The sequence below is a fragment of the Streptomyces sp. NPDC030021 genome (genome assembly GCF_055574035.1).
Genome location: NZ_JBVIAH010000008.1, coordinates 202,063 through 214,295, shown reverse-complemented (window position 1 = coordinate 214,295; position 12,233 = coordinate 202,063). Strand labels below are relative to the sequence as shown.

General features: G+C 72.5%; 11 protein-coding genes. 9 read left to right on the top strand and 2 right to left on the bottom strand.

Annotation, left to right across the window (positions count from 1 at the left end; translation table 11 throughout):
- Window positions 1-42: 42 nt before the first annotated feature.
- Both rpsI and glmM read left to right on the top strand, forming a co-directional pair.
- Window positions 43-564, top strand: coding sequence for a 30S ribosomal protein S9 (gene rpsI / locus ACZ4YL_RS18205; protein WP_150258789.1), 522 nt, complete (start codon window positions 43-45; stop codon window positions 562-564).
- 135 nt (window positions 565-699) lie between these two features.
- Entirely contained in the window at window positions 700-2,058 is a 1,359-nt protein-coding gene (glmM, locus tag ACZ4YL_RS18200; RefSeq protein WP_468117545.1) for a phosphoglucosamine mutase, read from the top strand.
- On the opposite strand, the gene ACZ4YL_RS18195 is transcribed toward glmM, so the two are convergent.
- Window positions 2,055-3,035, bottom strand: coding sequence for a DUF389 domain-containing protein (locus ACZ4YL_RS18195; protein ID WP_468117543.1), 981 nt, complete (start codon window positions 3,033-3,035; stop codon window positions 2,055-2,057). The two genes, glmM and ACZ4YL_RS18195, sit on opposite strands and share 4 nt — an antisense overlap.
- Window positions 3,036-3,129: 94 nt before the next feature.
- Window positions 3,130-4,179 (bottom strand): type I pantothenate kinase, encoded by a 1,050-nt coding sequence (coaA, locus tag ACZ4YL_RS18190; protein ID WP_301367595.1) that lies wholly within the window; start codon window positions 4,177-4,179, stop codon window positions 3,130-3,132.
- Between the two features lie 297 nt (window positions 4,180-4,476).
- Here coaA and ACZ4YL_RS18185 point away from each other — a divergent pair, with 297 nt between their 5' ends.
- The 7 genes from ACZ4YL_RS18185 to tsaE all read left to right on the top strand — a co-directional run bounded on the left by ACZ4YL_RS18185 (window position 4,477) and on the right by tsaE (window position 12,153).
- Complete coding sequence (locus ACZ4YL_RS18185; RefSeq protein ID WP_468117542.1) at window positions 4,477-5,247, top strand: hypothetical protein; 771 nt, start codon at window positions 4,477-4,479, stop codon at window positions 5,245-5,247.
- Window positions 5,248-5,354: 107 nt separating this feature from the next.
- Entirely contained in the window at window positions 5,355-7,202 is a 1,848-nt protein-coding gene (gene glmS / locus ACZ4YL_RS18180; RefSeq protein ID WP_468117540.1) for a glutamine--fructose-6-phosphate transaminase (isomerizing), read from the top strand.
- A 29-nt stretch (window positions 7,203-7,231) separates the two neighbouring features.
- Window positions 7,232-7,600, top strand: coding sequence for a holo-ACP synthase (locus ACZ4YL_RS18175; protein WP_189733332.1), 369 nt, complete (start codon window positions 7,232-7,234; stop codon window positions 7,598-7,600).
- Window positions 7,601-7,610: 10 nt separating this feature from the next.
- On the top strand, window positions 7,611-9,011 hold the full coding sequence (locus ACZ4YL_RS18170) for an NAD(P)H-hydrate dehydratase (RefSeq protein WP_468117539.1): 1,401 nt from the start codon (window positions 7,611-7,613) through the stop codon (window positions 9,009-9,011).
- 284 nt (window positions 9,012-9,295) lie between these two features.
- Window positions 9,296-10,432 carry an alanine racemase gene (gene alr / locus ACZ4YL_RS18165; protein ID WP_468117538.1) on the top strand — a complete coding sequence of 379 codons (1,137 nt, stop codon included), beginning with the start codon at window positions 9,296-9,298 and terminating at the stop codon, window positions 10,430-10,432.
- Window positions 10,377-11,636, top strand: a complete 1,260-nt coding sequence (locus ACZ4YL_RS18160) for an alpha/beta fold hydrolase (RefSeq protein WP_468117536.1) — start codon at window positions 10,377-10,379, stop codon at window positions 11,634-11,636. Before alr ends, ACZ4YL_RS18160 begins: the two co-directional genes overlap by 56 nt.
- Complete coding sequence (gene tsaE / locus ACZ4YL_RS18155; RefSeq protein ID WP_468117535.1) at window positions 11,587-12,153, top strand: tRNA (adenosine(37)-N6)-threonylcarbamoyltransferase complex ATPase subunit type 1 TsaE; 567 nt, start codon at window positions 11,587-11,589, stop codon at window positions 12,151-12,153. Before ACZ4YL_RS18160 ends, tsaE begins: the two co-directional genes overlap by 50 nt.
- The last annotated feature ends 80 nt before the right edge of the window (window positions 12,154-12,233 follow it).

The following is a 12,233-nucleotide window of genomic DNA, read 5'->3' as shown; positions in this document are numbered from 1 at the left end:
TTCCGGCCACCCCCTAAGACGTAGAAAATTCTGAGGAGCATCGTGGCCGAGACCACCGCCGAGACGACCCCCGTCGACGAGTTCGAGGGCAACGTCGAGGAGTACACCAGCGAGTCTGAGGTCGTCGTCGAGGGCGACTACACCTCCGAGTCCCTTGCCGGTCGCTTCGGCGACCCCCAGCCGGCTGCCGGCCTGGGCCGTCGCAAGAACGCCATCGCCCGCGTCCGGATCGTTCCGGGCACCGGCAAGTGGAAGATCAACGGTCGCACCCTTGAGGACTACTTCCCCAACAAGGTGCACCAGCAGGAAGTCAACGAGCCCTTCAAGCTCCTTGAGCTTGACGGCCGCTACGACGTCATCGCCCGCATCTCGGGTGGCGGCGTCTCCGGCCAGGCCGGCGCCCTGCGCCTCGGTGTGGCCCGTGCGCTGAACGAGGCGGACGTGGACAACAACCGCCCGGCGCTGAAGAAGGCCGGCTTCCTCTCCCGCGACGACCGTGCGGTCGAGCGCAAGAAGGCCGGTCTCAAGAAGGCCCGTAAGGCTCCGCAGTACAGCAAGCGTTAATCTGCGCCTGCTGTTCTGCAACGAAACCGCCCCGGCAGCACTCTCTGTGCTGCCGGGGCGGTTCGTTTACCGCCACAAGCGGCAAATATCTGTCACAAGCGGTCATACGCGAAGCGGAAACTCGGGAGGACAACAGTGGGACGACTCTTCGGGACGGACGGTGTACGCGGCGTTGCCAACGCGGATCTGACGGCGGAGCTCGCGCTCGGCCTCTCCGTGGCGGCTGCCCACGTACTCGCCGAGGCGGGCACCTTCGAGGGCCACCGGGCGACCGCGGTGGTCGGCCGGGACCCCCGTGCCTCCGGCGAATTCCTGGAGGCCGCGGTCGTGGCCGGCCTCGCGAGCGCGGGCGTGGACGTCCTGCGCGTCGGTGTGCTGCCCACCCCGGCGGTGGCGTATCTCACCGGTGCGCTGGGCGCCGACCTCGGCGTGATGCTCTCCGCCAGCCACAACGCCATGCCCGACAACGGCATCAAGTTCTTCGCGCGCGGCGGCCACAAGCTCGCCGACGAGCTGGAGGACCGCATCGAGTCGACCTACGAGCAGCACCGCACCGGCGCTCCCTGGGACCGGCCCACCGGCTCCGGCGTCGGCCGCGTCTCCGACTACACCGAGGGCTTCGACCGGTACGTCGCCCACCTCATCGGTGTCCTCCCGAACCGCCTCGACGGCCTGAAGGTCGTCCTCGACGAGGCCCACGGCGCGGCCGCGTACGTCTCGCCCGAGGCGTTCACCCGGGCCGGCGCGGAGATCGTCACGATCGGGGCCGAGCCCAACGGCCTCAACATCAACGACGGCTGCGGCTCCACCCACCTCGGCCTGCTCAAGGCGGCCGTGGTCGAGCACGGCGCCGACTTCGGCATCGCGCACGACGGCGACGCCGACCGCTGCCTGGCCGTGGACGGCTCCGGCGAGGAGATCGACGGCGACCAGATCCTCGCCGTACTGGCCCTGGCCATGCGCGAGGCCGGCCAGCTCCGCGAGAACACGGTGGTCGGCACCGTGATGTCCAACCTGGGCTTCAAGCTGGCCATGGAGGCCGAGGGCATCCAGGTCGTGCAGACCGGCGTCGGCGACCGCTACGTGCTGGAGTCGATGAAGGAGCACGGCTACGCGCTCGGCGGCGAGCAGTCCGGCCACGTGATCATCCTCGACCACGCGACGACCGGCGACGGCACGCTGACCGGCCTGCTGCTGGCGGCGCGCGTCGCGGCCACCGGCAAGTCCCTCGCCGAGCTGGCGGGCGTCATGCAGCGGCTGCCGCAGGTGCTCATCAACGTTCCCGACGTGGACAGGTCCCGCGTCACCACCTCCGCCGAACTGGCCGCGGCGGTCACCGACGCCGAGCGCGAGCTGGGCACCACCGGGCGGGTGCTGCTGCGTCCCTCCGGCACGGAGCCGCTCGTACGGGTGATGGTCGAGGCCGCCGACATCGAGCAGGCCCGCTCGGTCGCCGGCCGCCTCGCGGACGTCGTGAAGTCCGCGCTGGGCTAGAAATTCCGCCGGGCTCCGCCCGGCCCGTGTGGCGCACCCGGCTTCCGGACCATCCGGCCCTGCTGGGTGCGCCACAGCAGTTTCCAGCAGATGAGGGTGAGCGTGCCCGCGAGGATGATGCCGCCCAGATTGAGCGCCAGCTGGATGCCCGAGCCCCACATCTGGCCGAGATCGCCGTAGCTGAGCGCCACGGCGGCGTTGGCGCCCGCCGGGACGGTGGTGACGGAGATCGCGACGCCGACCAGCGCACCGGCCTTCGCCGAGGTCAGCGACAGCATGCCGGCCACACCGGCGAGCAGCGCCACGACGAAGGAGAACGGATCGGGCTGCCAGATGAAGCTGGTGTTCGGCCGCGCATTGTCGAGCATTCCCTCGTGGAACAGGCCGAGTGCGTTCATCACCAGACTGAAGACCGTCGTCGCCACGATCGCCGCCGTGAAGCCGACCACCAGCGCGAAGAACGAACGCCCGGCGAGCCTCGGACGGCGCTGCACCAGGCCCGTGCAGATGCCGGCGAGCGGGCCGAACTCCGGGCCGACCGCCATGGCGCCCACGATCAGGATCGCGTTGTCCAGGACCACACCGCATGCCGCGATCATCGTCGCGATGATCATGAATGCGGCGTAGGTGATCGTGAGGGTGGATTCCTCGTGCGTCGACTCGGCGAGCTGCTCCCAGACCACCGCGTCGGCGGCCTCGCCGGGTGCCTCCTCCTCGGCGCCGTCGGCGCGTCTGGAGATCGACAGGTCGATGTTCTCGACGGCGATCGAACCGGTCTCGCCGATGCCGAGCGAGCGCATCTCCTGCAGCAGTTCGTCGGCCGCCTCGCGGGCGACGTCGCACAGGACGAGATCGCCCTCGGGGTCGCGGGCGGCGCCGGTCAGTACGACCAGATGGGTGGTCCCGACCGTCCGGTCGATCAGCGCCACCACCCGGTCGGTGAGGTGATGCGGGGTGATCATCCGCAGATGCAGCATTCCCGCACCCTAGGGGATGCCTTGCCGACCAGGCCGGGCTCGCGGTGCTCCCTGATCCGGCCCGACCGACAGGACACCCCCTGGCGACTGCCGACTAGAGCTTGCGGAGGCTCAGCTTCTGCACCTTGTGGTCGGGTCCCTTGCGGACGACGAGGGTGGCCCGGCCGCGGGTGGGCGCCACGTTCTCCAGCAGGTTGGGCCGGTTGATCGTCCGCCACATCGTCTGCGCGTACTCCATGGCCTCCTCCTCGGAGACCTGGGTGTACTTGCGGAAGTAGGAGAAGGGATTCTGGAACGCGGTCGCGCGCAGCTTCCGGAAGCGGTTCAGGTACCAGCGCTCGATGTCCTCGGGGCGCGCGTCCACGTACACGCTGAAGTCGAAGTAGTCGGCGAGGGCGACGCGGGTACGGCCGTCCGTGCCGGGGAGGGCCGGCTGGAGCACGTTGAGGCCCTCGACGATGAGGATGTCCGGGCGGCGGACGACGAGTTCCTCGCCGGGGACGATGTCGTAGATGAGGTGCGAGTAGACCGGGGCCCGCACCTCGTCCTTGCCGGCCTTGATGTCGGCGACGAAGCGGGTGAGCGCGCGGCGGTCGTAGGACTCCGGGAACCCCTTGCGGGAGGTCAGCCCACGCCGCTGGAGCTCCTTCATCGGGTACAGGAAGCCGTCGGTGGTGACCAGCTCCACGCGCGGGTGCTCGGGCCAGCGGGCCAGCAGCGCCTGCAGCAGGCGCGCCACGGTGGACTTGCCGACGGCGACCGAACCGGCGACGCCTATGACGAAGGGGGTGCCCTGCTGGGCGCCGTGCCCGTTGCCCGCGTCGCCGAGGAAGGTGTTGAGGGTGCCCCGCAGGTTGCTGGTGGCGCCGACGTAGAGGTTGAGGAGCCGGGACAGCGGCAGGTAGACGTCGCGGACCTCGTCGAGGTCGATGACGTCACCGAGGCCGCGCAGCCGCTCCACCTCGTCGGCGGTCAGCGGCAGCGGGGTCCGCTCCCGCAGGGCGCTCCACTCGGCGCGGGTGAGGTCGACGTAGGGCGAGGCCTCGGGGCCCCGGCGGTGTGCGGGGCGGGTGGGGTGCCCGTCCCGGCCGGTGCGCTCCGTTGCGTTGTCCGGCGTGTTGCTTCGTGGCGGCGAAGTGATCACACCGCCATTGTCGGGGCTGCGGGGCGGTTGTGGGTGGTGTGGTCGGTCACGTGCGGAGCGGGAGGGGCCGGTACCGGACAGGGTGGCCGGTGCGGCCCGGGTTGTACGCCGGGTGGTTGCGATTGGAAATTCTTGGGGTCTCGTCCGGGTCACGATCGGCCGCGAACACAGCCTGGGACGACGGGGTGATCCATCGCCCCGTACATTGTTGATCACCGCAGTCATGGCTACGCCCCGCTTCGAGGGGCGCGGTTCGGGCTGCCCTGCCGCTGTCGTACTCCATGGGGGAGATCTTTCGTGCGTACCGCCCTTGTCCGTCGTACCGTCCTGACCGCGTCCGCGGTGTCCCTGGCCCTGCTGGCCACCGCCTGCGGCTCCGACAAGGCCGACACCAAGGCGGACGCCAAGCCGTCCGAGGCGGCGGCGACGTCGGCCGCCCCGGCCGCCAAGGCGAAGACCACCGCCGAACTGGCCGGCGTGCTCGTGGTCCAGGCCGACCTGCCCAAGCACGTGGTCAAGGCGGCCACCCCGGCCGAGATCGCCGCCGCGTCCGGCACCAAGAGCGACAAGCCGGAGTGCCAGCCGCTGGTCTCCGCCCAGTCGATGGCCCCGATCGGCACCGCCGCGGGCACGGCCGGGACCAAGGCCATCGCCAAGGGCAAGGAGCCGGCCGCCGACGCCAGCCCCGAGGAGAAGCTCAAGGCCGGTCTGGACGCCCTGGGCGCCACCGCCACCTCGGTCGCCCTCCACTCGTACGAGGGCAAGGGCGCCGCGGAGGCCTTCGCCACCATCAAGACGGCGGGCACGGCCTGCGCCGGCGGCTACACGGGCGGCCAGGGCGGCGACTCGCTGAAGATCACGAAGGTGGCCCCGGGTGCCGCCGTCACCGCGGGCGACGAGGCCCTCGCGTACACCGTGACGGGTGACGCGGACGGCGAGCCGATGAGCATGGAGCTCGTGGTCGTCCGCAAGGGCAGCACCCTGGCGACCTTCTCGGCCGTGAGCCTGGCCGGCGCCGCCGAGCAGCCGAAGGACGTCGTCGACGCCCAGGTGAAGAAGCTCGGCTGACGCCTGCCCGACGACACGTCAACCCGCCCCGGCGCACGCGCCGGGGCGGGTTTTTCGTCTTGTTCGGCTACGGGGCAGACGGCCAACTACGGCGTACGCTGCGGCGTATGTGCGGAATTGTGGGTTACGTGGGAGCGCAGTCGGCGCTCGATGTGGTCATCGCCGGACTCAAGCGGCTGGAGTACCGCGGCTACGACTCGGCCGGGGTCGCCGTGCTCGCGGACGGCGGCCTGGCGGCCGTCAAGAAGGCCGGGAAGCTCGTCAATCTGGAGAAGGAGCTGGTCGGGCACCCGCTGCCGACCGGTTCCACGGGGCTCGGGCACACCCGGTGGGCGACCCACGGCGGGCCCACCGACGCCAACGCCCACCCGCACCTCGACAACTCGGGGCACGTGGCCGTCGTGCACAACGGCATCATCGAGAACTTTGCCGCGCTCCGGGCCGAGCTGGCCGAGCGCGGACACCGGCTGGAGTCCGAGACGGACACCGAGGTCGTGGCGCACCTGCTGGCGGAGCAGTTCTCGGCCACCGGCGATCTCGCGGAGGCCATGCGGCAGGTGTGCCGGCGTCTGGAAGGCGCCTTCACCCTGGTCGCCGTGCACGCCGACGAGCCGGACGCGGTGGTCGGCGCGCGCCGGAACTCGCCCCTGGTGGTGGGCGTCGGAGAGGGTGAGAACTTCCTCGCCTCGGACGTGGCCGCGTTCATCGCCCACACGCGGTCCGCGATCGAGCTGGGGCAGGACCAGGTCGTCGAGCTCCGCCGCGAGGGCGTCACGGTGACCAACTTCGACGGTTCGGCCGCGACCGTGCGGGCGTACCACGTGGACTGGGACGCCTCGGCGGCCGAGAAGGGGGGCTACGACTACTTCATGCTCAAGGAGATCGCCGAGCAGCCGAAGGCCGTCGCCGACACCCTCCTGGGCAGGATCGACGCGAGCGGCTCGCTGACCCTGGACGAGGTGCGCATCCCCGTCTCGGTGCTCAGGGAGGTCGACAAGGTCGTGATCGTGGCGTGCGGTACGGCGTACCACGCGGGCATGATCGCGAAGCTGGCCATCGAGCACTGGACCCGCATCCCGTGCGAGACGGAGCTGGCGAGCGAGTTCCGCTACCGCGACCCGATCCTGGACCAGCGGACGCTGGTGGTGGCGATCTCGCAGTCCGGCGAGACCATGGACACCCTGATGGCGCTGCGGCACGCCCGCGAGCAGGGGGCCAAGGTGCTGGCCGTCTGCAACACGAACGGGTCGACGATCCCGCGCGAATCGGATGCGGTGCTGTACACGCACGCCGGTCCCGAGGTGGCCGTCGCCTCGACCAAGGCCTTCCTGACGCAGCTGGTGGCCTGCTACCTGGTCGCGCTCTACCTCGGACAGGTCCGGGGCACGAAGTGGGGCGACGAGATCGAGACGGTGATCCGCGAGCTGTCCGACATCGCCGCGGCGGTGGACACCGTGCTGGAGACCATGGAGCCGGTCCGGGAGCTCGCGCGCTCGCTCGCCGACAAGAACACCGTGCTGTTCCTGGGACGGCACGTCGGATACCCGGTGGCGCTGGAGGGCGCGCTCAAGCTCAAGGAGCTGGCGTACATGCACGCCGAGGGCTTCGCGGCGGGCGAGCTCAAGCACGGGCCGATCGCGCTGATCGAGAAGGACCTGCCGGTGGTGGTCGTCGTCCCGTCGCCGCGCGGCCGGTCGGTGCTCCACGACAAGATCGTGTCGAACATCCAGGAGATCCGGGCGCGCGGGGCGCGGACCATCGTGATCGCGGAGGAGGGTGACGAGGCGGTCGTCCCGTACGCCGACCACCTGATCCGGATCCCCGCGACGCCGACGCTGCTCCAGCCGCTGGTGGCGACGGTCCCGCTGCAGGTGTTCGCGTGCGAGCTGGCGACGGCGCGCGGCAACGAGGTGGACCAGCCGCGTAACCTCGCCAAGTCGGTGACCGTGGAGTAGTAGTCCGCCAGGCCAGTGGAGTTGTCGTTGTGATTATCGGCGTCGGGATCGACGTAGCGGAGATCGAGCGGTTCGGAGCGGCGCTGGAACGCACCCCGAACCTGGCCGGGCGGCTGTTCGTCGACGCCGAGTTGACGCTGCCGAGCGGCGAGCGGCGCGGGATCGCCTCGCTCGCCGCTCGGTTCGCCGCCAAGGAGGCCCTCGCCAAGGCCCTCGGCGCGCCCGCCGGGCTGCTGTGGACCGACGCCGAGGTGTACGTCGAGGACAGCGGGCAGCCCCGGCTGCGCGTGTCCGGGACGGTCGAGGCGCGGGCGCTGGCCCTCGGCGTGAAGTCCTGGCACATCTCGCTCAGCCACGACGCCGGTGTCGCCTCCGCCGTGGTGATCGCAGAAGGGTAGGGGGCAGTCCGTGCGCACTGCTTACAGCGTGGAGACCGTACGGGCCGCCGAGCGGGAGCTGATGGCCCGGCTCCCCGAGGGCGCCCTGATGCAGCGGGCGGCGGCCGGCCTGGCCGCCGCGTGCGCGGGGCTGCTGCGGCGGGCCCGCGGCGGGGTGTACGGGGCCCGGGTCGTCCTGCTCGTCGGCCCCGGGGACAACGGCGGCGACGCGCTGTACGCGGGCGCCCGGCTGGCCCGGCGCGGGGCCGGGGTGACGGCCGTGCCGATGGACCCCGAGCGGATGCACCCGGGCGGGCTGGCCGCGCTGCGGGCCGCCAGGGGACACCTCGCGCGGTCGGTCCCGCAGCGGGCGGACCTCGTCCTGGACGGGCTGCTCGGGATCGGCGGGCGGGGCGGGCTGCGCCCGGCGGCCGCGGCCCTGGTGGAGCGGATCCCGCCGGGGGTCCCCGTGGTCGCTGTGGACCTGCCGAGCGGGGTGGACGCGGACACCGGGGAGGTGGCGGGTCCGGCCGTGACGGCCGATGTGACGGTGACCTTCGGGGCGTACAAGCCCGGCCTGCTGATCGACCCCGGGGCCTCGCGCGCGGGCGTGGTGCACCTCGTCGGCATCGGGCTGGAACTGCCGTCGCCGGAGGTGGAGGCCCTGCAGCACGCCGATGTGGCGGGGCTGCTGCCGGAGCCGACGGCGACGAGCGACAAGTACCGGCGGGGCGTGGTCGGGATCGTCGCCGGGTCCGGGCAGTACCCGGGCGCGGCGGTGCTGGCCGTGGCGGGAGCACTGCGGGGCGGCGCGGGCGCGGTGCGGTACGTGGGGCCGGCGGCGGAGTCGGTGCTCGCCCGCTACCCCGAGACGCTGATCGGGCCCGGCCGCGTGCAGGCGTGGGTGGTCGGCCCGGGGCTGGGCGAGGGGCGCGCCGGGGAGGTCGCGCAGCTGCTGGCGGGGGACACGGCGGTGCTGGTCGACGCGGACGGGCTGCGCGGGCTGGACGCGGCGGCGCTGCGGGCCCGGAGCGCCCCCACCCTGCTGACCCCGCACGCGGGGGAGGCGGCGGCGCTGCTGGGCGTGTCGCGGGAGTCGGTGGAGGCGGGCCGGCTGGACGCCGTACGGATGCTGGCGCAGCGGTACGGGGCGGCGGTGCTGCTGAAGGGCTCGACGACGCTGGTCGCCTCGGGCGGCGGAGCCGTTCGGGTGAATCCGACAGGCACCCCGTGGCTGGCCACCGCCGGCAGCGGGGACGTGCTGTCCGGGCTGGCGGGCTCCCTGCTGGCGGGGGGCCTGTCCGGGGCGGACGCGGGCGCGGTGGGCGCGTACCTCCACGGCCTGGCGGCCCGCCGCGTCGGGGGCCCGCTCCTGGCCCACCAGGTGGCCGAGGCCCTCCCGGCCGCCTGGCGCGACGCCAGCGGACCGTGACCGCCCGCGGCGCCGCTGGTTCGGGGCCGGCCCCGAACCCCGCGCCTGGATCTTCAGCCCCTCCGGCGTTTGAGGAGCGGGGTTCGGGGCGGAGCCCTGAGAAACGGTGAAAGGGCGGGGAGGGGAGCAGCTCCGCGCAGCGGCGCCGTTGCCGGGGCCGGGGCCGGACCCCCGCGCCTCAAACGCCGGGGGCCGGAGTGGCGCGGCGAACCCGGATGGGCGCGGCGGAGCTGAAATGCCCAGCCCCCGCAGGGCCCGGCGGGGATTCTGAGAGACTGGGGGCGATGAACGAGACAGCGACGCGCGTGTACGCCGAGATCGATCTTGACGCCGTACGGGAGAACGTGCGCGCACTGCGCGAGCGGGCGCCCAGGGCCGAGTTGATGGCCGTGGTCAAGGCGAACGCCTACGGGCACGGCGCCCTGGAGTGCGCCAAGGCCGCCCAGGAAGCCGGTGCCACCTGGCTCGGGACCGCCACGCCCGACGAGGCCCTCGCGCTCCGCGCCGCAGGGATCCAGGGGCGCCTCATGTGCTGGCTCTGGACGCCGGGCGGGCCCTGGCGGCAGGCCGTCGAGGCCGATATCGACGTCTCCGTCAGCGGCATGTGGGCCCTCGACGAGGTCAGCGAGGCCGCCCGCGCGGCGGGCCGCACCGCGCGCATCCAGCTCAAGGCCGACACCGGCCTCGGCCGCAACGGCTGCCAGCCCGCCGACTGGGAGGCCCTGGTCGGAGCGGCCGTCGCCGCCCAGGCCGAAGGAACCGTCCAGGTCACCGGCGTCTGGTCGCACTTCGCCTGCGCCGACGAGCCCGGGCACCCCTCGATCCAGCTCCAGCTGGCCGCCTTCCGCGACATGCTCGCGTACGCCGAGAAGGCGGGCGTCGAGCCCGAGGTCCGGCACATCGCCAATTCGCCGGCCACCCTGACCCTGCCCGAGTCCCACTTCGACCTGGTGCGCTGCGGGCTGGCCGTCTACGGGGTCTCGCCCGCCCCCGAGCTCGGCACCCCGGCCCAGCTGGGCCTGCGGCCCGCGATGACCCTCAAGGCCTCCCTCGCGCTGGTCAAGACGGTCCCCGCCGGGCAGGGGGTGAGCTACGGCCACCACTACGTCACCGACGCCGAGACGACCCTCGCACTGGTCCCGGCCGGTTACGCCGACGGCATCCCCCGGCAGGCCTCGGGCCTCGGCCCGGTGCTCGTCGCCGGCAAGATCCGCCAGGTCGCCGGGCGCGTCGCGATGGACCAGTTCGTGGTCGACTTGGAGGGAGACCACGCCCGCGCGGGTGACGAGGCCGTCATCTTCGGGGACGCGGAGCGCGGTGAACCCACCGCCGAGGACTGGGCACGAGCGGCGCACACGATCGCGTATGAGATCGTCACCCGTATCGGTGCACGTGTGCCCCGGGTGTACCTGGGCGGCTGAGCGGAGTGAGGGCGGCGGCGTGAGCGAGAACTGGCGCAAGGCCGGCTGGGCCGGCGCCGCCATCGGCGTGATAGCCGCGGGCGCGGCGGCCGGTGTCGCGGTCGAACGGATCACCGTGGGGCGCGGCATGCGGATGAAGGCACGCCTCGCACTCGACGCGGCCGGGGACTACGGGTCCCTGCGCGGCGCCGAGGGAATCTGCCGGGCCGAGGACGCCACCGAGCTCTACTACGAGGTCGACGAGCTCCCCGACGACGGCAAGCGGCGGCGGCTGCGGCGTAAGGCCGAGCCCCAGGCCACCGTCGTCTTCTGCCACGGCTACTGCCTCGGCCAGGACTCCTGGCACTTCCAGCGCGCCGCCCTGCGCGGTGTGGTCCGCGCGGTCTACTGGGACCAGCGCAGCCATGGCCGCAGCGCCCGCGGCCTCGCCCAGGCGGACGGCGAGCCGGTGAGTATCGACCAGCTCGGCCGGGACCTGAAGGCCGTCATCGACGCGACCGCCCCCGAGGGGCCGCTGATCCTGGTGGGTCACTCGATGGGCGGAATGACCATCATGGGATTCGCCGAGCAGTACCCCGAGATCGTCCGCGACCGCGTCGTCGGCGTGGCCCTGGTCGGCACCTCCAGCGGCCGCCTCGACGAGGTGACGTACGGGCTTCCGGCCGTCGGCATGGGAGCCGTGCGCCGGCTCCTGCCGGGCGTGCTCAAGGCGCTCGGCTCGCAGGTGGAGCTGGTGGAGAAGGGCCGCCGGGCCACCGCGGACCTCTTCGCCGGAATGATCAAGATGTACTCGTTCGGCTCCCGGGACGTGGATCCGGGCGTCGCGCGGTTCGCGGAGCGGCTGATCGAGGCCACGCCCATCGACGTGGTCGCCGAGTTCTACCCGGCCTTCCAGACCCACGACAAGACCTCCGCGCTCCAGCTGTTCGCGGACCTGCCGGTCACGGTCATAGCCGGGGACAACGACATGGTCACCCCGTCCGCGCACAGCGTCGCCATCAAGGAGGCGCTCCCCGGCGCCGACCTCGTGGTCCTGGAGTCCACCGGGCACCTCATGATGCTCGAACGCCCGGAGACCGTGACGCGGCTGCTCACCGAGCTGCTGGCGCGCACCGGGGCGGCGGCCGTCCCCGCAGCGACTAACGTTGGCGGGCATGGAAGAAGTACCGCTGGAAGCACAGCGCAGCCAGGCGCCGGCACCTGAGGCCGTGCCCGGCGCGGAGACCCGGATCACCATCGACTCCCCGGACGCGATGCAGGAGTTGGGCCGCAGGATCGCCGCCCTGCTGCGCCCCGGCGACCTCGTCCTGCTGACCGGCGAGCTGGGCGCGGGCAAGACCACCCTCACCCGCGGCCTCGGCGAGGGCCTGGGCGTGCGCGGGGCCGTGACCTCGCCGACCTTCGTGATCGCCCGGGTGCACCCCTCGCTGACCGGCGGACCGGCGCTGGTGCACGTGGACGCGTACCGCCTGGGCGGCGGGCTGGACGAGATGGAGGACCTGGACCTCGACGTCTCGCTGCCCGAGTCCGTGGTCGTCGTGGAGTGGGGCGACGGCAAGGTGGAGGAGCTCTCCGACGACCGGCTGCACGTGGTGATCGCGCGGGCGGTCGGCCACGAGGAGGTCCTGGACGACGTACGGGAGGTCCTCGTGCGCGGGGTCGGGGCGCGCTGGAGTGCCGGGGCCGGGCTGGACGCCCTGGCGGGCGCCCTCTCGGAGTAAACGTGCCGACAACTCGTCGGCAAGATATTGCGCTGTCGGCGGCCCTCGTGGTGACATGGTACCGAGAGTTTCTTAGGTAT

Bases quoted from the DNA above. Each gene is read 5' to 3' on its own strand.
- ACZ4YL_RS18160 (WP_468117536.1), top strand. From the start codon at position 10,377: ATGAGATCGTCACCCGTATCGGTGCACGTGTGCCCCGGGTGTACCTGG.
- tsaE (WP_468117535.1), top strand. From the start codon at position 11,587: ATGGAAGAAGTACCGCTGGAAGCACAGCGCAGCCAGGCGCCGGCACCT.
- alr (WP_468117538.1), top strand. From the start codon at position 9,296: ATGAACGAGACAGCGACGCGCGTGTACGCCGAGATCGATCTTGACGCC.
- ACZ4YL_RS18195 (WP_468117543.1), bottom strand. From the start codon at position 3,035: ATGCTGCATCTGCGGATGATCACCCCGCATCACCTCACCGACCGGGTG.
- glmS (WP_468117540.1), top strand. From the start codon at position 5,355: ATGTGCGGAATTGTGGGTTACGTGGGAGCGCAGTCGGCGCTCGATGTG.